We start from the raw sequence: 25,694 nt of genomic DNA, 5'->3' as shown, positions 1-25,694 counted from the left end.
CCCGATGGCTCTCAGCGGGTTTGGCGTCACCGAGTTCCAGCTGGTCCTGCTGCGACGCATGCAGGACTTCCAGCCGGAGCTGGTCGAGGCCGCCTGGGAGCGGCTCGGCGTCACCCGCACCGACGCGCGCAAGGCCAACGCTTTCTGGCAGTCGGTCGAGCGGTCGCGCACGGCGCCGCGTGGACTGGACCGGTACCGCATCGTGCTCGGCGGGCCGGTCGGCCAGAGCGAGGTGCCCATCGGCGACGTCACGTGCCGCCTGTTCCACTGGTACCTGCCGCTCTGGCCGGACCTGCGCTGGGAGCTGCTGACCAGTGCGACCGGCGCCGTCGTCAACGGCTGGCTGGCCCGCGAGCAGGGCGGCGCCGTCCCGGAGCTGCCCGCCGACGGCGATCTCGAGCCGTGGTCGTGCGTCATCGGCGACGTCGAGAAGACGTATGCCGACGTCAAGCACCTCGAGGGTGATGCGCCGAGCCGGTGGCACGTCGCGTTCACGACGCCCACCGGCTCGGGACGGCTGGCCCGCTTCGTCTACGGACTGGTGCAGACGACGGAGGCGAGGACGCTCAGAGGTTCCCCCGCCGGTCCTGCTCGCGCTCGATCGACTCGAACAGCGCCTTGAAGTTGCCCTTGCCGAAGCCCAGCGAGCCGTGCCGCTCGATCATCTCGTAGAACACCGTCGGGCGGTCGCCGATGGGCTTGGTGAAGATCTGCAGCAGGTAGCCGTCCTCGTCGCGGTCGACCAGGATGCCGCGCTTCTTCAGCTCCTCGACGGGGACGCGGACGGTGCCGATGCGGGCCCGCAGCTCTGGGTCGTCGTAATAGGCGTCGGGGGTGTCGAGGAACTCGATGCCCTCGGCGCGCATGGCGTCGACGGTGCGCAGGATGTCGTTGGTGGCCAGCGCGATGTGCTGGCAGCCGGCCTCGCCGTAGAACTCGAGGTACTCGTCGATCTGCGACTTCTTCTTCGCGACGGCCGGCTCGTTGAGCGGGAACTTCACCCGGTGGTTGCCGTTGGCGACGACCTTCGACATGAGCGCGGAGTACTCGGTGGCGATGTCGTCGCCGACGAACTCGGCCATGTTCACGAAGCCCATGACCTTGCGGTACCAGTCGACCCAGTAGTCCATCTTGCCCAGCTCGACGTTGCCGACGCAGTGGTCGACGGCCTGGAAGAGCCGCTTCGGGGCGCCGTCGCGCTTGACGTGGGTGGAGGTGCGGGCGACGTAGCCGGGCAGGTAGGGGCCGGAGTAGCGGGACCGGTCGACCAGCGAGTGCCGGGTCTCGCCGTACGTCGCGATGGCGGCCAGGCGGACGGTGCCGTGCTCGTCGGAGACGTCGTGCGGCTCCTCGAGGACGGTGGCGCCCTGGGCCCGCGCGTGCGCGACGCACTTGTCGACGTCGGGCACCTCGAGCGCGAGGTCGATGACGCCGTCGCCGTGGCGGCGGTGGTGGTCGAGGTGGCCGCTCTCGGGGTGCACGCCGCCCTGGATGACGAAGCGGGCCGACCCGCTGCGCAGCACGAACGCCTTGTGGTCGCGGTTGCCGGTCTCGGGGCCGGAGTAGGCGACCAGCTCCATGCCGAAGGCGGACTGGTAGAAGTGCGCGGCCTGGGTGGCGTTGCCGGCGACGAACACGACCGCGTCCATGGCCGTGACCGGGAACGGGTCCTTGGACTCGTCGTACTCCACCAGGCCGACGAGCTGCTTGAGCTGCTCGAGATCGAGGTCGGCGTCGCGTTCTTCGGGGGTCAGAGCGTGATCGATGGCCGTCATGACTGGACTCTGCCGGTCCGGTCACGGAGTGAGCAAGTGGCACGTAACCCAGTGGTCACGGTGTACGGTGTGGCTACCGTAACCGGTGATTCGCTGTACATGTTGTCCATACAGGAGGGGTCATGATCGACGACCTCGACGCCCGCGTCCTCGCGCTGTTCACCGAGCAGCCGCGCATCGGCGTGCTCGAGGCGTCGCGACGGCTCCAGGTCGCCCGCGGGACCGTCCAGGCCCGGCTCGACCGCCTGCGCGACACCGGGGTCATCGCCAGCCTGGCGCCGACTGTCGACCCCGCCGCCCTGGGCTTCCGAGTGACGGCGTTCGCGTCGCTCGACATCCGCCAGGGCGCCCGCGCCTCGGTGGCGGCGCACCTGAGCCGCATCCCCGAGGTGCTCGAGGTGCACACCATCACCGGCCAGGGCGACCTGCTCTGCCGCATCGTCGCGCGCGACAACGACGACCTGCAGCGCGTCATCGACGACCTCGTGGGCGACGACGACATCGTCCGTACCTCGACGCTGATCGCGCTGTCCACCGTCGTCGCGCCCCGGATCCTCCCGCTCGTGGAATCGGCGGCGACGGCGTCGGCTGCCGGTTAGCGGACGGGCTCGCCCGCCCAGGCGATGAGGGCGGCGCGCAGCTCGGCGTCGCGACGGATCATCGGCCTGGTGTCGGTGGCCCAGCCGACGTAGCCGTCGGGGCGGACCAGGGTGAGGCCGTGCGAGCGGTCGACAGTCGTGACGAGGTCGACCCGGCCGCCCCAGGGGTCGACCAGGCCGTGGTGGTCCTGACCGGTGAGCAGGACGAACCGGCCCCGGCGCAGCTCTTCGTAGAGCCGCGTCTTCGTGCCGGACTCGGTGACGACGGTGACGTCGGGGACCCGCCTGCCCACCAGCGGGTGGTCGCCGCGCTCGCGGCCGTAGCCGATGGCGAGGCCCGACACGAACTCGCCGGCCTTGCGCTGCAGCGGGCCGATGCTCGCGGCGACGGCCCCGGCGAGGTTGCGCACCGCCCGCAGCGCCGCCGACCCCGTCAGCGCCATGCGCAGCAGCGTCCCGCTGCCCTGCACCACGCTGGCCCCGACGGCGCGGCGCTCTGTGTCGTAGCTGTCGAGCAGCCCGGGCGGCGCCCAGCCCTGCACGGCCGCCGCGAGCTTCCAGCCCAGGTTGGCGGCATCTTGCAGGCCGGTGTTCATGCCCTGCCCGCCGGCCGGCGAGTGCACGTGCGCGGCGTCGCCGGCCAGGAACGCCCGGCCCTCGCGGTAGCGCGGGACCAGCCGCTCGTCGCTGTGGAAGCGCGACATCCAGCGCACGTCGTGCATGCCGTAGTCGGTGCCGAGCACGCGGGTCGCGACGTCACGGATCTCGTCGAGGTCGACGGGGTCGTCGTCGGGACGCTGCTCGCGGCGGTCCCAGGCGATGACGCGGTACCAGCCGTCGCCGTACGGGGCGATGAACGCGAACCCGTCGTCGTTGGCGTTGACGACCAGGACCTCGGCGGGCGGGTCGGCCAGGCGGACGTCGGCCAGCATGACCGACTGCACGACGGCCTCGCCGGGGAACGGCAGCCCGAGCGCATCGCGGACGGTCGAGCGGACCCCGTCGGCGCCGACGGCGTACGCCGCCCGCAGCTCTCGCCTGCCGCCGTCGTCGCCGGTCAGTCGTACGGTGACGCCGTCGCCGTCCTGGTCGAGGCCGGTGACCTCGGTGCCGGTGACGACGGCGGCGCCGGCGGCCCGGGCGCGTTCGGCGAGCACGTCCTCGACGTTGTACTGGGGCGTGACCAGCACGAACGGGAACCGCGTCGGCAGATCGGAGAGATCGACCTCGACGTTGCCGAACAGGCTGAGCGCCGCGACCCGCTGCCCGGTGCCGATGACCTGTTCGGCGATGCCGCGGGCGTCGAACACCTCGAGCGTGCGCGCGTGGACGGCGAACGCGCGGGTCAGCGGGGAGCGGCCGGTGCGCTGCTCGACCAGGGTGCACGCGACGCCCGCAGCGGCCAGGTCGCCTGCGAGCAGCAGGCCGGTGGGCCCGCCTCCGACCACGACGACGTCCGGCGCGTCACTCATCGCATCCCTCCGGCTCCTCATTGCCCTCGGATGTCGTCGGGCCGGGCATGTCCCCAGCAACGGTCGCCCTGACTCGGTGCCTCGTACCGATGACGTCGAGGAGGCCTCCGGCCCCCTCTCGTCACCGGTCTGCCCGGCCCTCCTGGGCCTGTCGGCACCGTACCCGCCTGGGCGCCCGGCGCACCTGTCACGGACATCACAGTCAGCGTCACTGCTGGTCATGTCAATCGTCGCGGCCCTGCGGACTTGCCTCGCCCCCCGGGTAGCAGGGTTGAATGTCTCCGATGTCCAGTCGAGCCTCGGGCGGCGCGCTCGCCGCCTGCCTCATCATCGCCGCCATCGTCGGGTTCGGTGGCGGTGCGTACATCGGCTCGCAGTCCGGCGGCGGCAGCCCGTCCGACTCGGAGTCCACCTCGGGCGACAGCACCACGCCCGTGGGCGAGACCCCGGCCGGCGGCGAGACCCCGCCGCCCACCGAGACCCCCGCGGGCGAGGGCGCCATCACGCTGTCCGCCGACCCCACCCAGGTGGCTCCAGGGGGCGACATCAACTTCGCCGTCACCATGGAGCCCGCCGAGGAAGGCGTCGAGCTGATCATCCAGCGCAGCGTCGACGGCGGCGAGTGGGAGGCCTTCCCCAACGTCAGTCCGATCGTCATCGATGCGAACGGCGCGGGCACCTCGCGCGTGAACTCCCAGCGTGAAGGCGTCAACAGCTTCCGCGTCGTCCGCGCGGACGACGAGACGGTCGTCTCAAACGCCGTCGACGTGACCATCGGCTGACGGTGCCGGATGCTTCAATAGGCGACGATGCCTCCTCCAGCCTCAGGTGACGCCCGGCCGACCTCCAGGCACGCGGCCGGTGGCCGACGCGCGGCCGATCGCGGCTCCGGCAACGACCCGGGCCGCCGCTCCGGCGACTCCTCCGCACCTGAGGTCACCGAGACCGGCGACGACCTCGGCATCGCGGCGTGGCTCGAGTCCGCCGGCCCCGCACCGCACGAGACCGGGCCGCTGCTGCCCGGCTTCGGCGGCCTGATCGGCGCGGACGCCGCCGATCCGCTGGGGCTCGACGCGCCCCAGCGGCCCGCCGAGGACGAGCCCGCTCGCCGCCACGCCTCCAAACACGCCGCCCCGTCCGGCCGGGCCGACCTCGGCCGGCCCGGCGATCGCGACGCGGGTTCCGGTGCGGAGCCGGCCGCCGCCCCGCCGCCCGCCACCCCACCGCCGGCCGAGTCGAGACACGAGGCCGCGCCGGGCGCGGACGCCCCCGGCGAGACCCGCGGCGCCCGCCGTGCGCGCGCCACCGGGCCCACCCCCGATCCCGGCGAGTCCCGCCACGCCGCCGGCCCCGAGCCCGCGGCCGAGTCCGCCCGGCCGGAGCATCCGAGCGGCGACGAGCCGGTCCGGGGCTCCCGCGCGTCCAGGCACGCCGCGGGCGGCCGCCGCGCCGCGACCCGCCGCTCGGGCCCCGTCCCCATCGACGACGCCGCGACGGCGGCCGCGGCCGGCACGCCCGTCTTCGGCACCCCGTTCTGGTCCGGCCCGAGCCAGGAGCCCGACCCCGACGACCCGCTCGGCCTGAACGAGCCCGAGGCGGCGCCCGCCGCGCCGAGCCACCGCGCGAGCCGGGCCTCCGGGCCGGTCACGCAGGCCTGGGCACCCCCACCCCCGCCCGAGACCGCGGTCACGCGCCGCGCGCCCGTCCCGGCGCCGGCTTCCGCACCGTCTCCCGCTCCGGTGGCGAGCACCGTCGCCGCGCCGCCGACCATCCACGCCTTCGCGCCCGCTCTGGCGCCCGACCCGGTCGACGAGGACGACGACGCCCCTGAGCGCGAGCCGTCGGCGCGCACCGGCGGCGGCACCCGCGGCCGGTCGCCGAGCATCCGCCCGCGCAAGACCGGCGGCGACCCGCCCCAACGCACCACTGGCGGCACGCTCGCCGCCTGCCTCGCCGTCGCCGCCGTCCTCGGGTTCGCCGGGGGCGCCTGGTTCGGCTCGCGCGACGACGGCAGCGACCCGGCCGGCGACGCGGCCACCTCCGACCCCGGCACGCCGGGCGAGGGCGAGGCGCCGCCCGCCGAGGGCCTCACCCTCACGGCCGACCCCGTCTCCGTCGCGCCGAACGACCTCATCGCGCTGGCCGGCACGCTCGCGCCCGTCGACGACGGCGTCGAGGTGACGCTGCAGCACCGGGTTGGCGACGGCGAGTGGGTCGACTACCCCGCCAGCCGGCCGCTCACGTTCACCACTCGCGCCGACGGCTCGTTCAGCGGCTCGGTCGCCACCGACGCGCCCGGCCCGAACTACTTCCGCGTCGTGAACATCGACGACGCCGAAGAGGTCTCCAACGAGATCGAGGTCACCGTCGCGGAATAGCGACGACCAACGGCCTCAGGCCAGCGCCGCCGCCAGCTCGGCCGCGGCTGCGACCGTCCGGGGCCCGACGGTGTCCGCGTCGAGCGCGCCGAGCGCGATGACCCCGACACTCGCCTCGACGCCGGGCACGCCGACCACCGGCGCCGCCACCCCGCTGGCCCCGGTCTGCAGCTCTCCCGCCGTCGCCACGAACGCCGGCGACCCCGTCCGCGCCCCCAGGATCGCCCGTCCGGCCGCACCCCGCTCGAGCACGTGCCGCGAGCCCACCCGGTAGGCGACGTGGTAGTCGGTGCGGGTCGGCTCGACCACCGCGACGGCCAGCGCCTCGGCGCCGTCGGCGATGGTGAGGTGCGCCGTGGCTCCGACGTCCTCGGCCAGCGATCGCAGCACCGGCTGGGCGACCTGGCGCAGCGACGGCTGCACGCTGCCGGCCAGCGTGAGCACGCCGAAGCCGACGCTGAACCGGCCCCCGGCTACCCGGCGCACGAGGCCGTGCTGCTCGAGCGTGGCCAGCAGGCGGTAGACGATGGTGCGGTTGACGCCGAGCACGACGGAGGCCTCGGCGACGCTGAGCCCGCCGCTCGACCCGGACAGCACCTCGAGCAGGCGTAGCCCACGATCGAGGGTCTGCGAGATCTCCACCACGGCCCCACCATAGAGGTTCCGCGGTGCCCGGTCCGGAGCGGAGTTTCGCGCGTACTGTGTCACGCAGATGACATCAGCGCATCGCCCACAGCGCGGCCAGGAGCACAGGACGGTCCGCAGGCCTCCTGCGTCCTCGCCGGGGAAGCGTGGCTCGGACGAATCACGGAAAGGTCGGTCCGTCGATGAAGAAGCTGATCAACTCCCCCGACTCGGTCATCGCCGACGCCCTGCGCGGCATGGCCGCCGCCCACCCGTCGCTCGCCGTCGACCTCGAGAACCGGGTCGTCTCGCGGGCCGGCGGCGCCATGGCGGGCAAGGTGGGACTGGTCTCGGGGGGTGGCTCCGGGCACGAGCCGCTGCACGGCGGCTACGTCGGATACGGCATGCTCGACGCCGCCGCGCCGGGCGAGGTCTACACGTCACCCGTCCCCGACCAGATCCTGGCCGCCACGAAGGCCGCCGACCACGGGTCCGGCGTACTGCACATCGTGAAGAACTACACCGGCGACGTCCTCAACTTCCGCATGGCGGCCGAGCTGGCCGAGGACGAGGACATCCGCGTCGTCAGCGTGGTCACCAACGACGACGCCGCCGTCGAGGACTCCACCTACACCGCGGGACGCCGCGGCGTCGGGGGCACGGTCTTCGTCGAGAAGATCGCCGGGGCCGCCGCCGAGGAGGGCGCCGACCTCGACACCGTCGCCGCCCTGGCCACCCGCGTCAACGAGGCCACCCGCTCGTTCGCCATCGCACTGCACGCGGGCACCGTCCCGGCGGCCGGCAAGCCGGGCTTCGACCTCGCCGAGAACGAGGTCGAGCTGGGCGTCGGCATCCACGGCGAGCCGGGCCGCGAGCGCGGCGCCATGGCACCCGTGCACGACCTCGTCGCCTACTCCCTCGACGTCATCCACGCCGACCGGCCCGTCTCGGGCAACCTCCTGGTCATGCTCAACGGGCAGGGCGGCACCCCGCTGATCGAGCTGTACGGCGCGTTCGCCGAGGCCACCGCCTGGATCGAGGGCCACGGCGGCACCGTCGCGCGGAGCCTGGTCGGCAACTACATCACCAGCCTCGACCAGCAGGGCTTCTCCATCACCGTCATGTCCCTCGACGACGAGCTGCTGCGGCTGTGGGACGCGCCGGTGTCGACGCCCGCGCTGCGGTGGGGACGGTGAGCATGGCATTCGACACCACCACGGCGACGGCCTGGATCACCGCGGCGGAGGCCGTCGTCAAGGCGAACGAGGCGCGTCTGACCGGCCTCGACGCCGCCATCGGCGACGGCGACCACGGCGCCAACATGGCCCGCGGGCTCACCGCCGCCCTCGCCAACATCGCCGAGAAGGAGCCAGCCACGCCGGGTGACGTCCTGGTCGCCGCCGGCCGGGGCATCGTCGCCAAGACCGGCGGCGCCTCCGGCCCGCTCTACGGCACCGCCTTCCGCCGGGCCGGCAAGGCGCTCGGCGACACCACCGACGCCGACGCCGCCCAGGTCGGCGAGGCACTCGAGGCCGCCCTGACGGCGATCAAGGAGCTGGGCGGCGCCGCCGAGGGCGACAAGACCATGGTCGACGCCCTCACGCCCGCGGTCGCCGCGTTCCAGGCGGTCGCGGGCGACGGCGGCACCGTCGCGGCCGCCGCGCAGGCCGGCGCCGACGCCGCCGAGGCCGGGCTCGCCGCGACGGTCCCGCTGCAGGCGCGCAAGGGCCGGGCCAGCTACCTCGGGCCGCGCAGCGTCGGCCACGAGGACCCGGGCGCCGCGTCGCTCGCGCTGATCCTGCGGGCGCTCGCGGAGGTCACGGCGTGACGGTGGGCATCGTGCTGGTCTCGCACAGTCCGGCCGTCGCGAGCTCCGTCGCCGAGCTGGCGGCGGAGCTCGCGGGCCCGTCGGTCGCCATCAGGGCCGCGGGCGGCACCGACGACGGCCGGTTCGGCACCAGCATCGAGCTGATCTCCGCGGCCGTCCGCTCCGCCGACAGCGGCGACGGCGTCTGCGTGCTCATGGACATGGGCAGCTCCGTGCTGACGTCGAAGACCCTGCTCGAGGACCTCGAGGACGAGGACGACGCTCCGGTCGTGCGGCTGGCCGACGCCCCGTTCGCCGAGGGCGCTGTGGCGGCCGCCGTGCTCGCGTCGACGGGACAGGACCTCGACGCCGTCGTCACCTCCGCCGAGCACGCGTGGTCGATGCGCAAGCTCTGACCGCCCGCCCCGCGCACCTCACCGACCCCACCCGCCTCCCCCTCAAAGTTGATCATGGAGAAATGCGGGTTCCCGGGCGACCAGAAGCCGCATTTCTCCGTGATCAACTTCGAGGGGTGGGTTCGCGGGGCGACGGCGACCGCTGCGGCCGGCGACCACGCCGACACCGCACGTTCACGCCGTCGTCGATCACCCTTGACCCGCGCCAGGCGCGGATGCCATATTTCACCTGTTACCGGTCACATTCCGCCCAGGGCGGACCCCGGAACGCTCCTGTTAACGCTCACATATGCACCACTGCGCGGCCAACGAGGGCCGGAACGAGGAGGGCGAGATGAGCAAGAGATTCTCCCGACGCGACGCGTTGCGCATGGGCGCGATGGCAGCGGCCGCGCCTGCGGCGGGCTCCGCCGTCGCCGGCGCGTTCGCACCCGCCGCGAGCGCCAGCACCAGCATCGCCGCGGCCATCCCGGGCGGCGCGCCGCGACCGGGCTGGACATCGGGCACGTGGGAGGTCGCGCCGTTCGCGCTGAACCAGGTCACCCTGGGCGACGGCATCTACAAGGAGAAGCGCGACCGGATGCTCAACTACGCCCGCAACTACCCGGGCACCGGGAACATGCTCGACGGGCCGGACCGCATGCTGCACCTGTTCCGGCGCAACGCGGGCCTGCCGGCGCCGGGCACCTGGCCGGGCGGCTGGGACACCCCGAACCACCTGCTCCGCGGCCACTTCTCCGGCCACTGGATGACCATGCTGGCGCAGGCATGGGCGGCCACCGGCGAGGAGCAGTTCCTGACGAAGCTCGACTACATCGTCGCCGAGCTCGCCAAGGTCCAGGACGCCCTCGACCAGCGCAACTTCGGCCGCGTCGCCGGCAAGTTCGGCAAGGCCGCGCAGCTCAGCGACCCGCACCCGAACCAGTTCGTCACGCTGCCCGCCGGCATCAACGCCGACGTCACGGACCTCACCATCTCGGCCTGGGTGAACCCCGTCGCGAACCAGACCAACGCGCGCATCCTCACCATCGCGAGGACCAGCAGCGTCTATCTGGCCCTGACGGCGCGCATCTCCGACACCGTCGGCCCGCGCTTCGCGATCACGCTCAACGGCGCCAACGGCGAGCAGCGCATCGACTCCCCCGTGCAGCTGCCGGTCGGCACCTGGTCGCACGTCGCCGTCACCCTCAGCGGCGGCACCGGCCGGCTCTACGTCAACGGCACCGAGGTCGGCGTCAACGCCGCCATGACGGTTACCCCGGCGGCCCTCGGCGCCACCGTCAGCAACTGGATCGGCCGCTCCACCAGCAACGACCACGCGCTGCTCAACGCCGCGGTCGACGAGGTCTCGCTGCACGGCCGGGCGCTGTCCGCGGCCGAGGTCCAGGCGCTCGCGTCTGCCACCACGGACCCGACCGGCGGGGTCGACGGCGCCGGCCTGCTGGCCCGCTGGACCTTCGACGACGAGGGCCAGGCCGCGCCGGACGCGTCGGGCCACGGCCGCGACGCCACGATCATCGGCACCGGCCACCTCGGCTACCTGGCCGCGTTCCCCGAGGGCCAGTTCATCCGCATCGAGCCGCCGATGGTGCAGCCCAACAGCGGGCCGAACGCCGTCTGGGCGGTCTGGTACACCCACCACAAGATCATGCGCGGGCTGCTCAACGCCTACGACATCACCGGCAACGAGGACGCGCTGCCGATCCTGTTCCGCATGGGCGAGTGGGTCCACAGCCGGCTGAGCGCCCTCACCCCCGCGGGCCGCGACAGCATGTGGAACACCTACAGCGCCGGCGAGGCCGGATCGATGAACGAGGTCATGGCCGAGCTCGCGTCGCACACCAGCGACAGCGCGCAGCGCGACCGGTTCCTCGAGGCCGCCAAGATGTTCACGTTCAGCACCCTGTTCAACGCCACGATCGCCGACGTCGACCAGCTCAACGGCCGGCACGCGAACCAGTACATGGCGCCGAACATCGGCTACCTGCGCATCTTCGAGCACACCGGCGAAGAGGACTTCCACACCGCCGCCCGCAACTTCTGGGGCATGGTCGTGCCGCACCGCACGTTCAGCAACGGCGGCGCCGGGCGCAGCGAGCACTTCCGCGCCCGCGGCGACATCACCTCCGGGTTCACGTCGACCAGCGACCCGCGGCACGCCGAGACCTGCTGCGCGTACAACATGCTCCGGCTCACGCGGAACCTGTTCTTCATCGAGCCCGAGCCGGCCTTCATGGACTTCTACGAGCAGGCCCTGCACAACCAGATCCTCAGCTCGCGCCGCGACATCGACAGCAACACGAACACCGAGGTCACGTACCACCAGAACATGTGGCCGGGCCGGTCGCGGCGCATCGGCAACACCATCGAGTACAGCCGCTACGGCGGCAACGGCAGCTGCTGCAACGGCACCGGCGTCGAGAGCCACACGAAGTACCAGGAGACGGTGTTCTTCCGGTCCGGCGACGGGTCGGCGCTCTACCTGAACCTGTTCATCCAGGCGACGCTGAACTGGCCCGAGCGCGGCTTCGTCATCTCCCAGGAGACGGCATTCCCGGCGGCCGGGTCGACCCGCCTGCGCTTCCAGGCCGGCAGCGGCGCCCTGGACCTGAAGCTCCGCGTCCCCGGCTGGGCGAAGCAGGGCTACAAGGTCGCCGTCAACGGCAAGGACCAGAAGGTCGACGCGACGCCGACCTCGTACGTCACGATCAGCCGGGTCTGGCAGGCCGGCGACGTCGTCGACATCACGATGCCGCTGAGCTTCTGGGTCGACAAGGCGGTCAACGACAAGTCGGTGCAGTCGATCATGTACGGCCCGACGCTCATGGTGGTGCGCGACGCGAACACGAGCTACCGGGAGTTCTCGTTCTTCTCCCAGCTCGGACTGAACGGCGACCTCGCGCCGTCGATCCAGGCCAGCGACGCGTCGATGCACTTCACGACGCACGGCTACCTGCTGGCGCCGTACTACATCGCCGACCCGGTGCCCGGACAGTTCAACTCGTTCCACACGTACTTCAAGCGCGTGGAGCCCGAGGTGGTCTTCCGGTCGCAGAAGACCGGCGTACCGAACGACGCCGTCCGCGACCAGAACGGCGAGACGTTCCTCGACCGGGTCTGGGACTCCGCGCCGTTCGCCGACCACGGTGCGTTCCTCCGCCGGGTCGAGACAGTCTCCGGTGAGTGGTTCGAGGCCGGCCGGCACACCCGGCGGCAGCGGCAGGACATCCTCATCGCGGCCGCCCGGGCGCAGAGCGAGTTCTGACCTCTCCTAGAAACGGCGGGCGGATCACCGGCGGTCCCAGAACCCCGGTGATCCGCCCGCAGCCATGTCCGGTCAGAACTGCTCCTCCTCCGTCGAGCCCTTGAGCGCGAGGGTGTCGCTGTCGGGGTTGAGCGCCGTCGCGACCAGGTCGAAGTAGCCGGTGCCGACCTCGCGCTGGTGTTTCGTCGCGGTGTAGCCGAGGCGTTCGGCGGCGAACTCGCGCTGCTGCAGGTCGACGTACGCGGTCATCGCGCTCTCCGCGTACCGGCGGGCGAGGTCGAACATGCCGTAGTTGAGCTGGTGGAAGCCGGCCAGCGTGATGAACTGGAACCGGTAGCCCAGCTCGGCGAGGTCGCGCTGGAAGGTCTCGATCTCGGCGTCGTCGAGGTGCGCCTTCCAGTTGAACGACGGCGAGCAGTTGTACGCGAGCATCTTGTCCGGGTACTGCTCGTGCACCGTCTCGGCGACCTTGCGGGCCAGGGCGAGGTCCGGGGTGCCGGTCTCGACCCACAGCAGGTCGGCGTAGGGCGCGTAGGCCAGGGCGCGGGCGAGCACCGGCTCGACGCCGGAGCGGGTGCGGTAGAACCCCTCGGCGGTCCGCTCGCCGGTGAGGAACGGCTGGTCGACGGGGTCGACGTCGCTGGTGATCAGCTCGGCGGCCAGCGAGTCCGTGCGGGCCACGACGATGGTCGAGACGCCGGCGACGTCGGCGGCCAGGCGCGCCGCGTTGAGCGTCCGGACGTGCTGCGACGTCGGCACCAGCACCTTGCCGCCCAGGTGGCCGCACTTCTTCTCCGAGGCCAGCTGGTCCTCGTAGTGCACGCCCGCCGCGCCGGCGGCGATGAGCGCCTTGGCCAGCTCGTAGGCGTTCAGCGGCCCGCCGAACCCGGCCTCGGCGTCGGCGACGATCGGCGCCAGCCAGTCGAACCCGGGGTCGGCGCCCTCGGCGTAGGTGATCTCGTCGGCGCGCAGGAGCGCGTTGTTGATGCGCCGGACCACTGTCGGCACCGAGTTGACCGGGTAGAGGCTCTGGTCCGGGTAGGTGTTGCCGGACGTGTTGCCGTCGGCCGCGACCTGCCAACCGGACAGGTAGATCGCCTTCAGCCCGGCCCGGACCATCTGGACGGCCTGGTTGCCGGTGATGGCGCCGAGCGCGGCCACGTGCTCGTCGTCGCGGTGCAGCATCGCCCAGAGCCGCTCGGCGCCGCGGCGGGCGAGCGTGTGCTCCTCGCGGACGCTGCCGCGCAGCCGCACGACGTCCTCGGCGGTGTAGGTGCGGCGCACGCCGGCCCAGCGGGGGTCGGTGGCCCACTGCTCGGCGAGGGCGGCGGCCTCGGTCGTCTGACGGTCCGTCGTGGTCGTCATGCTCACTCCCGGAGTCGGTGAATTGCTGACGTCCTCCACTCTTGGCCGCCCTGTGTGAGCCGATCCACCGCTAGTGTGGGTGAAGATTCGCCGAATTTCACAGAATGGGAACCAATGGCCGATCTCGACCTCGTCACCCTGGGCCGGCGCATCCGGCACGCCCGCAAGGCCGCCGGACTGACGCTCGGGGCGCTCGCCGCCGCCGTCGGCCGCGCGCCGTCGCTGCTGTCGCAGATCGAGAACGGACGGCGTGAGCCGCGGCTCACGCTTCTGCAGGCCATCGCGACGGCGCTCGACGCCGACGTCGCCGACCTCATGAAGCCGGAGCCGCCGTCGCACCGGGCGGCACTCGAGATCGCGCTCGAGCACGCGCAGGCCGAGCCGCTGTACTCCTCGCTCGGGCTCCCGCACGTCGCCGCCTCCAGCGCCGCCCTGTCGACGGACGTGCTCGAGTCGCTGGTCGGGCTGCACCGCGAGCTGCAGCGCCGGGCCACCGAGCGGGCCGCCACGCCCGAGGAGGCCCGCCGGGCCAACGCCGAGCTGCGCCGGCAGATGCGCGACCGCGGCAACTACTTCCCCGAGATCGAGCGCATCGCGGCCGGCATCTCGCAGGCCGTGGGCCACGAGGGCGGGCCGCTGACCGAGCGCGGCGTCGGCGAGCTCACCGCACACCTCGGCTTCACCCTGCACCGCGTCGCCGACCTGCCGCGAGCCACCCGCTCCGTCACCGACCTCGCCGACCGGCGCATCTACCTGCCGTCGTCGGGCCGCGGCGGGCACGACCCGCGCACCATCGTGCTGCAGACGCTCGGGCACTTCGCGCTGGGCCACCGCGAGCCGGCCGGCTACGCCGACTTCCTGCGCCAGCGGGTCGAGACCAACTACTTCGCCGCCGCACTGCTCATGCCCGAGGCGGCCGCCGCCGGGTTCCTGCAGCGCGCCAAGGCCCGGCGCGAGCTGGCCATCGACGACCTCCGCGACGTGTTCGCGGTGTCCTACGAGACGGCGGCGCACCGCTTCACCAACCTCGCGACGCACCATCTGGGGCTGCCGGTGCACTTCATGCGGGTCGGCGAGGACGGCGTCATCTACAAGGCGTACGAGAACGACGACGTCACGTTCCCCACCGACGTCACCGGCGCCATCGAGGGCCAGCTGGTCTGCCGGTTCTGGGCGTCGCGGGCCGTGTTCGCCACGCCGGACCGGTACGCCACCCACCACCAGTACACCGACATGGGGCGCGGCACCTACTGGTGCACCACGCACGTCGAGACCACGCCCGAGGGCGACTTCGCCATCGACGTCGGCGTGCCGTACGCGCACTCGAAGTGGTTCCAGGGCCGCGAGACGACCGTCCGGGCGACGTCGGGCTGCCCCGATCCGTCCTGCTGCCGCCGTCCGCCCGCCGGCCTGGCCGACCGCTGGGGCAGCCGCGCCTGGCCCAGTGCACGCGTGCACTCGCACCTGCTGGCAGCATTGCCTCCGGGTACGTTTCCGGGGGTGGACGACACCGACGTCTACGCCTTCCTCGAACGACACTCCACCGCGGCGGCCGATTAACCGGACATTCTCCAAGAATCTGGTGACAGCACCACAAACTGTCGGTAGGTTCTGCTGTTACTCGGCCGGCGCGACCCGCCGGTGCAGGGCGACAGAGGGGATCCGCAGTGACCAGCCAACCCACCCGGCGCGCCGTCCTGGCGCTCGGCGCCGCCATCGTCGTGACACCCGCCATCTCCACCACCGCGAACGCCGCCGGCCACCCCGTCCGGACCGTCACGCGCCTCACCACCGTCTTCGCCGCGGCCGCCCGCCGCCACGGCGTCCCGCGCGACCTGCTGGTCGCGCTCGCGCACACCGTCACCCGCATCGACGACCACGCCGGACAGCCCAGCTCCGCCGGCGGCTACGGCGTCATGCACCTGATCAGCAACCCGACCACCGACACACTGGGCACGGCGTCCAAGCTCAGCGGCCACACCGTGCCGGCGCTGCAGACCGATCTCGCGGCCAACGTCGACGGCGCCGCCGCACTGTTGCGCGCCCTGGCCGACGGCGCCGGACTGACGGCGGCCGACCGTGGCCGCGTCGACGCCTGGTATGAGCCCGTGGCCCGCTACTCGGGCTTCGCCGACCCCTCCGTCGCCCGGCTCGAGGCCGACACCGTCTACCAGACGCTGGAGCGCGGCCTGTCCCTGCAGGCGAACGGCGAGACCTTCACCGTCGCCGCCCGCCCCGTCGCCCCCGAGTACGGCACCTTCGCCGACGTCCCCACGCTCGACCAGCGGTTCACCGTCATGACCGACGACTACCCGCCGGCGCGCTGGGTGGCCGCCAACTCGGGTAACTACCGGGTGGCCAACCGGCCCAATGACTACGCCATCGATCGCGTAGTCATCCACACGGTCCAGGGCTCGTACGCCGGCTGCATTTCGTGGTTCCAGAACCCGAGCGCGAACGTCTCGGCGCACTACGTCATCCGCTCGTCCGACGGCGAGGTGACGCAGATGGTGCGCAACAAGGACGTCGCCTGGCACGTCGGCAACACCAACAACCGGTCCATCGGCATCGAGCACGAGGGCTGGGTCAGCGACCCCGCCTGGTACACCGAGGCCATGTACCGCTCGTCGGCCGCCCTGACCCGCCACGTCTGCGACCGCTACGGCCTCCCGCGCAACCGGACCACCGTCATCGCACACAGCGAGGCACCCGGCGCCACCCACACCGACCCCGGCCCCAACTGGGACTGGAACCGCTACATGAGCTACGTCAACGGTGGCGGCGGCGAGCCGTCGTGGAGCGTCATCGTCGACAACGGCGGCGCCTTCACCGCGAGCGCCAACTGGGTGACGGCGTCGGCGCCCGGCCAGTACGGCAGCAACCACCGCCACGCCCAGCCCGTGCTGTCCAGCGACGTGGCCTGGTTCAGCGCGAACATCCCGTCGGCCGCCACCTACCGGGTCGAGGTCTGGTACCCGCAGGACCCGGCCAACAACTCGCGGACGCCCTACATCGTCGCCACCCCGAGCGGCAACCAGACGGTCTACGTCGACCAGCGCAGCAACGGCGGCCGCTGGGTCTCCATCGGCACCTTCTCGCTGGCCGCCGGCAACCGCCCGGTCGTCGGCGTCAGCCGCTGGACCTCGACCGCCGGCTCCATCGAGGCCGACGCCGTCCGCATCTCCCGCTAGACCTTCCGACGGGGCACCCCGGAGCCCCACCGGCGGCCGCCCGCGACCACGCCCCCCGAGGTCGCGGGCGGCCGCTCCTGTTTGCGGCCCGCCCCGCCCGCGCCCCTCCTGCAAGTTGATCTTGGAGTTCTGGGGCAATTGCGGCCCGAAATGTCCGATAGATGGCCCCGAAAGTCCAGGATCAACTCAAGCGCGCCGCCGCCCAGGCGCTCGGCACCGGCATGATCGAGCTGTCGGTCGCGGTCGGCGCCGGCCTCACCTATGCCAGCGGCGAGCACGGCGCCGTCGCCGCCACCGTCGGCCACGGTCCCTTCGCGTTCTGGCGGCCCTGGAGCCGCATGGGATGATGCGATGCGATGGCCACACCGAAACCACCACTGACTCGGGGCGGCGTGGTCGTCGTCTGGTTCCTGATCGTGTTCGTCGCCCTGATCGGCATCGGCGGCGGCATCGCCCTGATCGCCGAAGGCCTGAACGGCCGTGACGCCGTGGCCGACGGCCCGGCCGGCACCCTCACCCCCGCGGACCGCCAGTGCGGCCGGGACAGCTGCTCGTGGATCGGCGACTTCACCAGCGACGACGGCACGATCACCCGCAGCGACGTCGAGTTGCGCGACGCCGAGCGGGTGCGCCCCGGCGACCCGATGCCGGGCTGGATCGACGACGTACGCCTGCGCGACGACGCCGACCGGCCTGTCGCCTACACCGCCGACTACGACTGGGGCGTGCGGACGGCCGGCGGTGTGTTCCTGCTGGTGTTCTGCCTGGTGACGGCGGCGTTGCTGGTGCGGATGGTCCGGCGGCACCGGCGGCCGGACAGTCCCTAGCCGCTGCGGGCGACGGCCCAGGCGCGGATGGTGTCGATGCGCTCCTGGATCTCGGCCGCCGTGGCGAGCGCGGCCGGCGGGCCGCCGCACGACTTGCGCAGCTCGGTGTGGATGACGCCGTGCGGCTTGCCGGTGCGGTGGTGCCAGGCGCCGACCAGGCCGTTCAGCTCGCGCCGCAGCAGCGAGATCTGCTCGAACACGGCGGGGTCACGCTCGCCGTGACCGTCGGCCGGCCCATCGGCGCCGGAGCCTTCACCGTCGGGAGCCGCCGCTTTGGCCGCCTGCTGCTCGGCCTGCCGCCGTCGCAGCAGGGTGGCCACCTGGTCGGGCTCGAGCAGGCCGGGGATGCCGAGGTAGTCGGCCTCTTCGGCGGACCCGGCGCGGGCCTGGGTGCCGAACTCGCCGCCGTCGTACAGGACGCGGTCGAAGGAGGCGTCGGAGCCGAGCGCCTCGAACGGCATGAGCTCCTCGCCGTCGGCGGGCTCCTCGCGCTGGGCCGCCTCCATGAGCGCTTCCTCGACGGCGTTGGGGTCGTCGTCGGCGCCGGGCGGCTTGCCCAGGACGTGGTCGCGCGAGACCTCCATCTCGCCGGCATACGAGAGCAGCGACGGCACCGTCGGCAGGAAGATCGACGCGGTCTCGCCGCGCTTGCGGACGCGGACGAAACGGCCGACGGCCTGGGCGAAGAAGAGCGGGGTCTGGGTGGCCGTGGCGTAGACGCCGACCGCCAGCCGAGGGACGTCGACGCCCTCGGAGACCATGCGGACGGCGACCATCCAGCGGCTGTCGCCGTCGCTGAACTCGGCGATCTTCTTCGACGCCTTGGGCTCGTCGGACAGTACGACGGTGGGCGACTCGCCGCAGACCCGCTTGAGCAGCGCGGCGTAGGCCCGGGCGGACTCCTGGTCGGTGGAGATGACCAGGCCGCCGGCGTCGGGCACGTGCCGGCGCACCTCGGTGAGGCGGGTGTCAGCGGCCTGCAGGACCGATGGGATCCAGTCGCCGTGCGGGTCGAGTGCCGTGCGCCAGGCCTGCGCGGTGATGTCCTTGGTGAGGGGGTCTCCCAGCCGCGCCGCGACCTCGTCGCCGGCCCGCGTGCGCCAGCGCATCTCGCCGGAGTAGGCGAGGAACAGCACCGGGCGGACCACGCCGTCCTTGAGCGCCTCGGCGTAGCCGTAGGAGTGGTCGGCGACGCTGCGCGGGACACCCTGGACGTCGGGTGAGTAGGTGACGAACGGGATGGGGTTGATGTCGGAGCGGAACGGCGTGCCCGTGAGCGCCAGCCGCCGCGCCGCCGGCTCGAACGCCTCGCGCGTCGCCTCGCCCCAGGAGAGGGAGTCGCCGGCGTGGTGCACCTCGTCGAGGATGACCAGCGTGCGGCGGTTCTCGCAGCGGGCGCGGTGCAGCATGGGGTGCGCCGCGACACCGGCATAGGTGACGGCAACACCGGTGAAGTCGCGGCTGGTGCGGGCCGTGCGGCCGCTGAAGGCGGGGTCGACGGTGATGCCGACCTTGTCGGCCGCCTCGGCCCACTGCCGCTTCAGGTGCTCGGTGGGGGCGACGATGGTGAGCTGGTGGACGACCTTGCGGGCCAGCAGCTCGGCGGCGATGCGCAGCGCGAACGTCGTCTTGCCCGCGCCGGGCGTGGCCACCGCGAGGTAGTCGCGGGGGTCGCGCCCCATGTAGTCCTCGAGCGCAGCTGCCTGCCAGGCACGCAGGCGCCCCGCGGTTCCCCACGGGGCACGATCGGGATATGCAGGAGACAGATGCTCAGCGGCCGAGGTGCTCACACAGCTCCCGTGACGTCGACGTCGGTGTTCCGGTCCGCCGGCGGCACTGCCGACCCCGATGCTTCGAGCCTAGCCGCCGGGACCGACAGCCCGCGGGCGGACGCGCGCACTGTCACGCCGCGTGGCCCTCGGTGCTCGGCGCCTCCGTGGTCGACGGCGTGCGCACCCGGCCGGCGGCCCACGCCCCGAACAGGGCGAGCGCCGCCATGACCCCGATGATCACCAGGTAGACCCAGTGCTCGACGGCGGCCTCGGCGAGGTCGTCGGCGTGCCCCGTGCCGAAGATCGTGCCAGCCAGGCCGACGAACGTCGCCGTGAACAGGGCGTCGCTGACCTGCAGCGCCGCGGAGTTGGCGCCGTGCTCCTCGACCGGCGACAGCTGGAACAGCAGCACGCTCATGCTCGCCGTCGCGATGCCCATGCCGAACGCCCCGATGACCCAGCTGAGCATGACGACGACCGCCGGCACCGCAGGTACCAGCGTCAGGGCGACCAGGCAGATCGCGATGGCGACGAACACGCCGCCGGCCCGCACCAGCAGGTAGCGCGGCGCGACGGTGCGGGTGCGGCCCTGGTACCAGGACCCCGTCGCCCAGCCGAGCGCTCCCCCCGTCAGCGACAGGCCCGCCAGCGTCGACGACAGCCCCCGCTCGGACACCAGCAGCAGCGGCAGGAACGTCTCGGTGCCGAAGAAGGCGCCCGCGTAGATGCCGCGCAGCGCGACGACGGTGGGCAGCCCGCGGCGCAGCACGATGGTGCCCGGCGGCAGCAGCTTCGGCACCGTCGGGACCATGAGCGCCAGCGCGACGACGGCGACGCCCAGACCCAGGAGGTCGGCGCGCGAGCCGGCGTACTGCAGGAGCCCTACACCGAGCGCGGCGGCCGCGGCGAACCGCTTGCGGCCCGTGCGTCGCGGCGGGGCGCCACCCGGCGGCGGCCCGTCGACGGCCTTGGCCTGCGGCAGCGCAAGGAAGATCGGGATCAGCACCAGCGGCGCGATGCCCAGGAACACCCACCGCCACGAGAACTGGTCGGTCAGGATGCCCGCGACCAGCGGCCCGATGATCGACGGAAGCACCCACGCGGCGGCCATGGCGGCGAAGATCTTCGGCCGCAGCCGCTCCGGGTAGGCCCGCCCGACCACGACATACAGCGCGACGATGACCAGACCGCCGCCGAGGCCCTGGATGGCCCGCCCGGCGAGGAACGGCCACATCGACTGCGCCGACCCGGCCAGCAGCAGGCCCACCGTGAACGCACCGGTGCCGAGGATCAGCGGCAGCCGCGGCCCCTTGCGGTCGCACAGCTCGCCGGAGACGACCATGGCGAACAGGCTGGTGGTGAAGAACGCGGAGAAGGCGAACGCGTAGAGCGCCATGCCGTCCAGCTCGGGCACCGCCTTGGGCATGGCGGTGGCGATGGCCATGGACTCGAACGCGACGAACACGACCGCCGAGACGATGCCGACGGACAACCGGAGATGCGCCGGACCGAGGATTCCCTGGGCGCCGTCGTCGGCCGGCCTCGCTGTCACGAGCGAATCATAGCGACGCTCCCGACATGGTCGGTTCGCAATTTCTGTCCGTAGACTGACGGCGTGAGCACGCAGATGAGCCCCGGCACCGAGACCATCGAGGACCGCCGCACCCAGACCGGCAGTGGCGACGGCGACCACGAGCGGTTCTCGCACTACGTGCCCAAGGACAAGCTCACCGAGGCCATGATCAACGGCACGCCCGTCATCGCCCTCTGCGGCAAGGTGTGGGTGCCCAGCCGCGACCCCCAGAAGTACCCGGTCTGCCCGCAGTGCAAGGAGATCTGGGAGTCCATGAAGCCGGGCGGCGGCGACAAATCCTGACCGCGGTGTCACATTCGGGTCGCTGAGAACACCCATAGGGGGTGTGAGAGCGACAACGAGTTCGGCAGCCTGCTGCCGTCAGTGCGGCCGTGGCTGACCGGCCGGTCCGTGCGGCCGTCGAGGCGCTGACGTCCCTGCGCGCGGCCGCGGTGGCGGAGTTCGGAGCGCTGCGTGCGGCGACGGTGGGCCGTGCGGCCCGCGTGGCCGGCGGGTCCGGCTTGCCTGGCGCCGACGGCGTCGTGGCCGCTGTCGACGACGCCGCCGGCCGCACGCTGCACGCCGTCGACGCCGAGGTGCGGCGGCTGCGCGAACTGGTGCGCGACTCACCCCTCGCGGGCCGCCGGCCACCGCTTCTCGCCCCCTCGGGACCGGTCGCCGGCGGCTCCTCCTCCGTCCCCGGTCTGACGGCGGAGCCCCCGCTCACCGCGGGGGTCGAGTACGCGGCGCGCCCGCTCACCCTGCCCGCCGACGTCGACGTCGGGTTCGCGCGGCAGGGCGGCATCAGCGACTGCCACCTCGTGGCGGCGCTGGGCGCGGTGGCCGGCCGCGCGCCCGGCCTGCTGCCGGTCGCGACGGCTGGTGACGGCGCCGTCCTGGTCGACGTGCCGGGGCGGCGGTACCGGCTACGGGCGACGTTGCCGGTCGACGGCGGCAGCGGCCGGCTCGCATACGCGCACGGGCCCGACGACGCCACGCTGGTGCCGTACGTCGAGAAGGCGTTCGCCGTCTACGCCGGCGGCTACCCGGTGCTCGGCGAGGGCGGGCTGCCGGTCGAGGCGCTGTACTGGCTCACCGGCCGGCCGTGCTGGCTGCTCCGCCTGCCGCGGGCTCCCGACGAGGCCGTGCTGGCCCTGGTGGCGTCGCCGCAGCCCGCGGTCGCCTGCAGCCGCCCCTTCGACGACGACCCCGCCGACGCCGCGCTTGCCGTGCGCTACGGCCTCGCGCCGGTCGGGCACGCGTACACGGTGTGCGGCTCGGACGACGACGGGCGGGTGCTGCTGCACAACCCGTGGGGCCTGCGCCACCCCGACCCCTTGCCGCTCGACCTGTTCCGCCGCCTCTTCACCCGCATCGACTGGTGCGAGACCGATGACGACGACTGACCCCCGCCAAGCCGCCGTCGAGCTGCGGGCCGGTTATCCGGCACTCGTCGGCGCTGCCTGGGTCACGGTGATGGGGATCTCGGCGCCGCTGGTCTGCCTGGGGGTCGACGATCCGGGCGGGCAGCAGACCACCGCCTGGTACGCGCCCGGCAACGTCCTGATGGCAGGCGGTCACCGGTGGCGGGTGCTGAGCACCAGTGCGTTGCCGCGGTCGTCGGCGGATCCCGTGCCGGGTGCGCTCGGGGATCACACGGTCGCCGTGCTGCTGCGCTTGGACGGTTAGCCGGGGTGATGAGGTCGGCTTGCTGGTCTCCCGTCACGTCCTTGTCCCACGTCACGTCTGCGGGCCCGTTTCGGGCGTTTCGCGTGACGGCAGACCACGACGTGACAGCAGACCAGCACGCCAGACCGCGACTTCACTACGCAGGGCCGACTTCACTAGCGAGAACCGTCTTCTGCGCCCCAGCCGGAGCCCAGAAGACGACTTCCGCTAGTGAAGTCGTCGACGCTAGTGAAGACGACCGCAGCCCGCGAGGAACCGCCCACCCGTCGCCAGACTCCCCCGTCCCCCTGATAGCTGCCGAGTTCTTGGCCGCGGAGCCGCGGGTCAAGCGGACCCCCAGGGCGCGCAGCGCCCATCGGTCCGCTTGAGGCGCGGATTCGCGGCTAAGACACTGGGCAGCAGGGGGACGGGGCCACCCAACCCAACCCCACGCACCCTAGAAAGAACTCAGTTCATCGAAGGATCAGCCGGGAAAGTCGCCATCAACGCCAACTGCCCGCCCTGGCGCCGCAGCACCGTCGGCCACATGTCCTGGGCGTCCAGGCGGAAAGCATCCCCAGGCTCAGCGTCCACCACGAACCAGGAGCCTTCGTCGATCTCACCTTCCAGCTGGTCGGGGGCCCAGCCGGCGTAGCCGGCGAAGACGCGCATCGCCGTGACCGCGGGTTCGATGATCTCGGCCGGAGTGTCCAGGTCCACCACGCCCAGCGCGCCGCGGACCCGCCGGATCCCCAGGGGTTCGTCCCTGCCGCCGACGGCGACCAGGCCGAGGGCGCTGTCGAGGCTGACCGGGCCGCCCTGGAAGACGACGCCCGGCTCGGACACGACCGAGATCCAGCGTGGGAGGACGTCGCCGACGAGGACTTCCGTGGGTTTGTTGACCATGACGCCGAGCGCGCCGTCGCCGTCGTGGGAGAGCATGAGGACGACGGCGCGGTCGAAGGTCGAGCCGCGCAGCGACGGGGCCGCGACGAGCAGTTTCCCCGTCAGCGCCTCAGTGTTCTTCCCCACGGGTTCCATCGTGCATCAGACCGGGATGGCCGGGAACTCGCCGGTCTCCTCGGCGACGCGGCGGATGGTCTCGACGCTGCCGCGGACGGCTTCGGCGACGGTGTCGGCGACGCCGGAGTGGAAGACGCTGGGAACGATGTAGGACGGGTTGAGCTCCTCGTCCTTGACAGTGCCGGCCAGTGCCTTCGCCGCCGCGATCATCATCTCCGTCGTCACCGAGCGGCTGCGGGCGTCGAGCAGGCCGCGGAAGACGCCGGGGAAGGCGAGCACGTTGTTGATCTGGTTCGGGTAGTCCGAGCGGCCGGTGGCGACGACGGCGGCGAACTCGCCGGCCGCGCGGGGGTCGATCTCGGGCTCGGGGTTGGCCAGCGCGAACACGATGGCGTTCGGGGCCATGGTCGCGACGTCGGCGGCGCTCAGCACGTTGGGCGCGGACACCCCGATGAACACGTCGGCCCCCAGGACCGCGTCGCGCAGGTCGCCCACCACGCCGCGCGGGTTGCAGTGCTCGAGGTACCAGGTGGGGACGCCGGTGAGGTCGGCCCGGCCGGGGTGGATGACGCCGTTGATGTCGGCGGCGACGATGTCGGTGACGCCGGCCGCGACCAGGAGCTGGGCGATGGCGTGCCCGGCCGCACCGGCGCCGGACATGGCGATCCGAATGGAACCGATGTCCTTGCCGACCACCTTGAGCGCGTTGTGCAGGGCCGCGAGCACGACGATGGCGGTGCCGTGCTGGTCGTCGTGGAAGACGGGGATGTCGAGGAGCTCGCGCAGCCGGGCCTCGATCTCGAAGCAGCGCGGGGCGGAGATGTCCTCGAGGTTGATGCCCGCGAACACCGGCGCGATGTGCTGGACGGTGCGGACGATCTCGTCGGGGTCCTGGGTGTCGAGGCAGATGGGGAACGCGTCGATGCCGCCGAACCGCTTGAACAGCGCCGCCTTGCCCTCCATGACGGGAAGGGCCGCCGTCGCGCCGATGTTGCCCAGCCCCAGCACGGCCGACCCGTCGGTGACGACGGCGACGGTGTTGCGCTTGATGGTGAGGCGGCGGGCGTCGTCGGGGTTGTCGACGAGCGCCTGCGACACGCGTGCCACACCCGGGGTGTAGATGAGCGAGAGGTCGTCGCGGTTGCGGATCGGGACCTTCGACACGACCTCGATCTTGCCGCCGAGGTGGACGAGGAAGGTCCGGTCGCTGACCTTGCCGATGACGACACCGGGCACCGAGCGCAGCGCCATGACCAGTTCGCCGGCATGCGCCGACGACGTGGCCGCGCAGGTGACGTCGACCTGGATGCGGTCGGTGCCGGAGCCGGTGACGTCGAGCGCGGTGACGAGTCCGCCGGCCTTCTCGACGGCGGCGGTGAGCTGGCCCACCGACGACCCGCCCGCGGGCACCTCGAGGCGGACGGTGATCGAGTAGGAGACGCTCGGAACGCTGACCACGGTGACCCTTCTTGCCGAGATGTGAGCAGGACCACCGTAGATGATCCCGCACCCGCCCGGCCGCGGCGGCCGGTTGCCCGAAGAGACCCCTTACGGCCCATCGACGACGGGGTAAGGGGCCGGCGCCGCCGGGGTGTGCGTGGACGCCCGATGCCGCCGGCCCGCCCTCAGCACGAGTCTCGACTGTGAGAAGAGAAGTCCGAGGGAGGACATCATGATCGACAGCATCCGTGCCGAGATCGACTACCGCCAGGAGCGGGTCCGGCGCGATGTCGCCGCGGTCCGCCCGAGCACCGGGAAGGGCCGCGCCGAGCGGTCCGCCCGCACGTCCGAGGACCACCCCGCCGCCGGCCGGCCCGCCACCCGGCGTCCCCGGCCGGCGGTCCAGTACGCCCGGCCGCGCGCCCTGAGCACGCAGCCGGGACCCGGCGGCACCGTCTGCTGACCGGAAAATGCTGACTGCGATGTCGGAGGCGTGTGC

24 protein-coding genes are annotated in these 25,694 nt (G+C 72.6%); 16 read left to right on the top strand and 8 right to left on the bottom strand.

Annotated elements, in window-relative coordinates; genetic code table 11:
* Positions 1-4 precede the first annotated feature (4 nt).
* A complete protein-coding gene (locus HD601_RS16280; RefSeq protein WP_184823524.1) occupies positions 5-622 on the top strand; it encodes a hypothetical protein in 618 nt (205 codons plus the stop codon).
* Here the strand turns inward: HD601_RS16280 and hppD are convergent.
* Entirely contained in the window at positions 567-1,775 is a 1,209-nt protein-coding gene (gene hppD, locus HD601_RS16275) for a 4-hydroxyphenylpyruvate dioxygenase (protein ID WP_184823522.1), read from the bottom strand. The genes HD601_RS16280 and hppD overlap by 56 nt on opposite strands.
* A 122-nt stretch (positions 1,776-1,897) precedes the next feature.
* Here hppD and HD601_RS16270 point away from each other — a divergent pair, with 122 nt between their 5' ends.
* On the top strand, positions 1,898-2,374 hold the full coding sequence (locus HD601_RS16270) for an Lrp/AsnC family transcriptional regulator (RefSeq protein WP_184823520.1): 477 nt from the start codon (positions 1,898-1,900) through the stop codon (positions 2,372-2,374).
* Here the strand turns inward: HD601_RS16270 and HD601_RS16265 are convergent.
* Positions 2,371-3,846, bottom strand: a complete 1,476-nt coding sequence (locus HD601_RS16265) for an FAD-dependent oxidoreductase (protein WP_184823518.1) — start codon at positions 3,844-3,846, stop codon at positions 2,371-2,373. The genes HD601_RS16270 and HD601_RS16265 overlap by 4 nt on opposite strands.
* Positions 3,847-4,130: 284 nt before the next feature.
* Here HD601_RS16265 and HD601_RS16260 point away from each other — a divergent pair, with 284 nt between their 5' ends.
* A complete protein-coding gene (locus tag HD601_RS16260) occupies positions 4,131-4,628 on the top strand; it encodes a hypothetical protein (RefSeq protein WP_184823516.1) in 498 nt (165 codons plus the stop codon).
* A 27-nt stretch (positions 4,629-4,655) separates the two neighbouring features.
* Positions 4,656-6,224 (top strand): hypothetical protein, encoded by a 1,569-nt coding sequence (locus HD601_RS16255; protein WP_184823514.1) that lies wholly within the window; start codon positions 4,656-4,658, stop codon positions 6,222-6,224.
* Between the two features lie 15 nt (positions 6,225-6,239).
* Here the strand turns inward: HD601_RS16255 and HD601_RS16250 are convergent, their stop codons facing one another.
* Positions 6,240-6,869 (bottom strand): helix-turn-helix domain-containing protein, encoded by a 630-nt coding sequence (locus HD601_RS16250; protein ID WP_184823512.1) that lies wholly within the window; start codon positions 6,867-6,869, stop codon positions 6,240-6,242.
* Positions 6,870-7,051: 182 nt separating this feature from the next.
* On the opposite strand from HD601_RS16250, the gene dhaK reads away from it, so the two are divergent.
* The 4 genes from dhaK (at position 7,052) to HD601_RS16230 (ending at position 12,336) form a co-directional block, all read left to right on the top strand.
* Positions 7,052-8,044: a dihydroxyacetone kinase subunit DhaK gene (gene dhaK, locus HD601_RS16245; protein WP_184823510.1), complete on the top strand. Its 993-nt coding sequence runs from the start codon at positions 7,052-7,054 to the stop codon at positions 8,042-8,044.
* 2 nt (positions 8,045-8,046) lie between these two features.
* Positions 8,047-8,676 (top strand): dihydroxyacetone kinase subunit DhaL, encoded by a 630-nt coding sequence (dhaL, locus tag HD601_RS16240; protein WP_184823508.1) that lies wholly within the window; start codon positions 8,047-8,049, stop codon positions 8,674-8,676.
* A complete protein-coding gene (gene dhaM, locus HD601_RS16235; protein WP_184823506.1) occupies positions 8,673-9,071 on the top strand; it encodes a dihydroxyacetone kinase phosphoryl donor subunit DhaM in 399 nt (132 codons plus the stop codon). The genes dhaL and dhaM overlap by 4 nt, the downstream gene beginning before the upstream one ends.
* Before the next feature lie 334 nt (positions 9,072-9,405).
* Entirely contained in the window at positions 9,406-12,336 is a 2,931-nt protein-coding gene (locus tag HD601_RS16230; protein ID WP_184823504.1) for a beta-L-arabinofuranosidase domain-containing protein, read from the top strand.
* 72 nt (positions 12,337-12,408) lie between these two features.
* Here the strand turns inward: HD601_RS16230 and aceA are convergent, their stop codons facing one another.
* Positions 12,409-13,701 carry an isocitrate lyase gene (gene aceA, locus HD601_RS16225; RefSeq protein WP_184823502.1) on the bottom strand — a complete coding sequence of 431 codons (1,293 nt, stop codon included), beginning with the start codon at positions 13,699-13,701 and terminating at the stop codon, positions 12,409-12,411.
* 114 nt (positions 13,702-13,815) lie between these two features.
* On the opposite strand from aceA, the gene HD601_RS16220 reads away from it, so the two are divergent.
* From HD601_RS16220 to HD601_RS16205, 4 genes are all read left to right on the top strand, one after another.
* On the top strand, positions 13,816-15,261 hold the full coding sequence (locus HD601_RS16220; RefSeq protein ID WP_184823500.1) for a helix-turn-helix transcriptional regulator: 1,446 nt from the start codon (positions 13,816-13,818) through the stop codon (positions 15,259-15,261).
* Positions 15,262-15,368: 107 nt separating this feature from the next.
* Positions 15,369-16,892 carry a golvesin C-terminal-like domain-containing protein gene (locus HD601_RS35800; protein ID WP_221441037.1) on the top strand — a complete coding sequence of 508 codons (1,524 nt, stop codon included), beginning with the start codon at positions 15,369-15,371 and terminating at the stop codon, positions 16,890-16,892.
* A 161-nt stretch (positions 16,893-17,053) separates the two neighbouring features.
* Positions 17,054-17,239 carry a hypothetical protein gene (locus HD601_RS16210; protein WP_184823498.1) on the top strand — a complete coding sequence of 62 codons (186 nt, stop codon included), beginning with the start codon at positions 17,054-17,056 and terminating at the stop codon, positions 17,237-17,239.
* 9 nt (positions 17,240-17,248) lie between these two features.
* The gene (locus HD601_RS16205) at positions 17,249-17,719 is read left to right on the top strand and encodes a hypothetical protein (protein ID WP_184823496.1); all 471 of its coding nucleotides are present in this window, start codon (positions 17,249-17,251) and stop codon (positions 17,717-17,719) included.
* Here HD601_RS16205 and HD601_RS16200 read toward each other — a convergent pair.
* Together HD601_RS16200 and HD601_RS16195 are read right to left on the bottom strand one after the other, a co-directional pair.
* Positions 17,716-19,509, bottom strand: a complete 1,794-nt coding sequence (locus HD601_RS16200) for a DEAD/DEAH box helicase family protein (protein ID WP_184823494.1) — start codon at positions 19,507-19,509, stop codon at positions 17,716-17,718. The genes HD601_RS16205 and HD601_RS16200 overlap by 4 nt on opposite strands.
* A gap of 112 nt (positions 19,510-19,621) precedes the next feature.
* Complete coding sequence (locus HD601_RS16195) at positions 19,622-21,043, bottom strand: MFS transporter (RefSeq protein WP_184823492.1); 1,422 nt, start codon at positions 21,041-21,043, stop codon at positions 19,622-19,624.
* Between the two features lie 63 nt (positions 21,044-21,106).
* Between HD601_RS16195 and HD601_RS16190 the strand changes: the two genes are divergently transcribed.
* From HD601_RS16190 to HD601_RS16180, 3 genes are all read left to right on the top strand, one after another.
* Positions 21,107-21,367: a DUF3039 domain-containing protein gene (locus HD601_RS16190; protein ID WP_184823490.1), complete on the top strand. Its 261-nt coding sequence runs from the start codon at positions 21,107-21,109 to the stop codon at positions 21,365-21,367.
* Between the two features lie 89 nt (positions 21,368-21,456).
* Complete coding sequence (locus tag HD601_RS16185) at positions 21,457-22,470, top strand: calpain family cysteine peptidase (RefSeq protein ID WP_184823488.1); 1,014 nt, start codon at positions 21,457-21,459, stop codon at positions 22,468-22,470.
* Positions 22,457-22,753, top strand: a complete 297-nt coding sequence (locus HD601_RS16180; protein WP_184823486.1) for a hypothetical protein — start codon at positions 22,457-22,459, stop codon at positions 22,751-22,753. Before HD601_RS16185 ends, HD601_RS16180 begins: the two co-directional genes overlap by 14 nt.
* 447 nt (positions 22,754-23,200) lie before the next feature.
* Here the strand turns inward: HD601_RS16180 and HD601_RS16175 are convergent, their stop codons facing one another.
* Positions 23,201-23,773: a YqgE/AlgH family protein gene (locus tag HD601_RS16175; protein WP_184823484.1), complete on the bottom strand. Its 573-nt coding sequence runs from the start codon at positions 23,771-23,773 to the stop codon at positions 23,201-23,203.
* Positions 23,774-23,779: 6 nt separating this feature from the next.
* The gene (locus HD601_RS16170) at positions 23,780-25,213 is read right to left on the bottom strand and encodes a malic enzyme-like NAD(P)-binding protein (protein WP_184823482.1); all 1,434 of its coding nucleotides are present in this window, start codon (positions 25,211-25,213) and stop codon (positions 23,780-23,782) included.
* A gap of 214 nt (positions 25,214-25,427) precedes the next feature.
* Here HD601_RS16170 and HD601_RS16165 point away from each other — a divergent pair, with 214 nt between their 5' ends.
* The gene (locus HD601_RS16165; protein ID WP_184823481.1) at positions 25,428-25,658 is read left to right on the top strand and encodes a hypothetical protein; all 231 of its coding nucleotides are present in this window, start codon (positions 25,428-25,430) and stop codon (positions 25,656-25,658) included.
* Positions 25,659-25,694: the final 36 nt, after the last annotated feature.

The organism is Jiangella mangrovi (assembly GCF_014204975.1).
Classification (GTDB): Bacteria; Actinomycetota; Actinomycetes; order Jiangellales; family Jiangellaceae; genus Jiangella; species Jiangella mangrovi.
This window is presented reverse-complemented; position numbering and strand designations above follow the sequence as displayed.

Coding starts and splice junctions, on each gene's coding strand:
- HD601_RS16265 (WP_184823518.1), bottom strand. CDS start 3,846: ATGAGTGACGCGCCGGACGTCGTCGTGGTCGGAGGCGGGCCCACCGGC.
- HD601_RS16260 (WP_184823516.1), top strand. CDS start 4,131: ATGTCCAGTCGAGCCTCGGGCGGCGCGCTCGCCGCCTGCCTCATCATC.
- HD601_RS16230 (WP_184823504.1), top strand. CDS start 9,406: ATGAGCAAGAGATTCTCCCGACGCGACGCGTTGCGCATGGGCGCGATG.
- HD601_RS16180 (WP_184823486.1), top strand. CDS start 22,457: ATGACGACGACTGACCCCCGCCAAGCCGCCGTCGAGCTGCGGGCCGGT.
- dhaK (WP_184823510.1), top strand. CDS start 7,052: ATGAAGAAGCTGATCAACTCCCCCGACTCGGTCATCGCCGACGCCCTG.
- HD601_RS16270 (WP_184823520.1), top strand. CDS start 1,898: ATGATCGACGACCTCGACGCCCGCGTCCTCGCGCTGTTCACCGAGCAG.
- HD601_RS16255 (WP_184823514.1), top strand. CDS start 4,656: ATGCCTCCTCCAGCCTCAGGTGACGCCCGGCCGACCTCCAGGCACGCG.
- HD601_RS16210 (WP_184823498.1), top strand. CDS start 17,054: ATGGCCCCGAAAGTCCAGGATCAACTCAAGCGCGCCGCCGCCCAGGCG.
- HD601_RS16205 (WP_184823496.1), top strand. CDS start 17,249: ATGGCCACACCGAAACCACCACTGACTCGGGGCGGCGTGGTCGTCGTC.
- HD601_RS16280 (WP_184823524.1), top strand. CDS start 5: ATGGCTCTCAGCGGGTTTGGCGTCACCGAGTTCCAGCTGGTCCTGCTG.
- HD601_RS16220 (WP_184823500.1), top strand. CDS start 13,816: ATGGCCGATCTCGACCTCGTCACCCTGGGCCGGCGCATCCGGCACGCC.
- HD601_RS16175 (WP_184823484.1), bottom strand. CDS start 23,773: ATGGAACCCGTGGGGAAGAACACTGAGGCGCTGACGGGGAAACTGCTC.
- HD601_RS16165 (WP_184823481.1), top strand. CDS start 25,428: ATGATCGACAGCATCCGTGCCGAGATCGACTACCGCCAGGAGCGGGTC.
- aceA (WP_184823502.1), bottom strand. CDS start 13,701: ATGACGACCACGACGGACCGTCAGACGACCGAGGCCGCCGCCCTCGCC.
- dhaL (WP_184823508.1), top strand. CDS start 8,047: ATGGCATTCGACACCACCACGGCGACGGCCTGGATCACCGCGGCGGAG.
- hppD (WP_184823522.1), bottom strand. CDS start 1,775: ATGACGGCCATCGATCACGCTCTGACCCCCGAAGAACGCGACGCCGAC.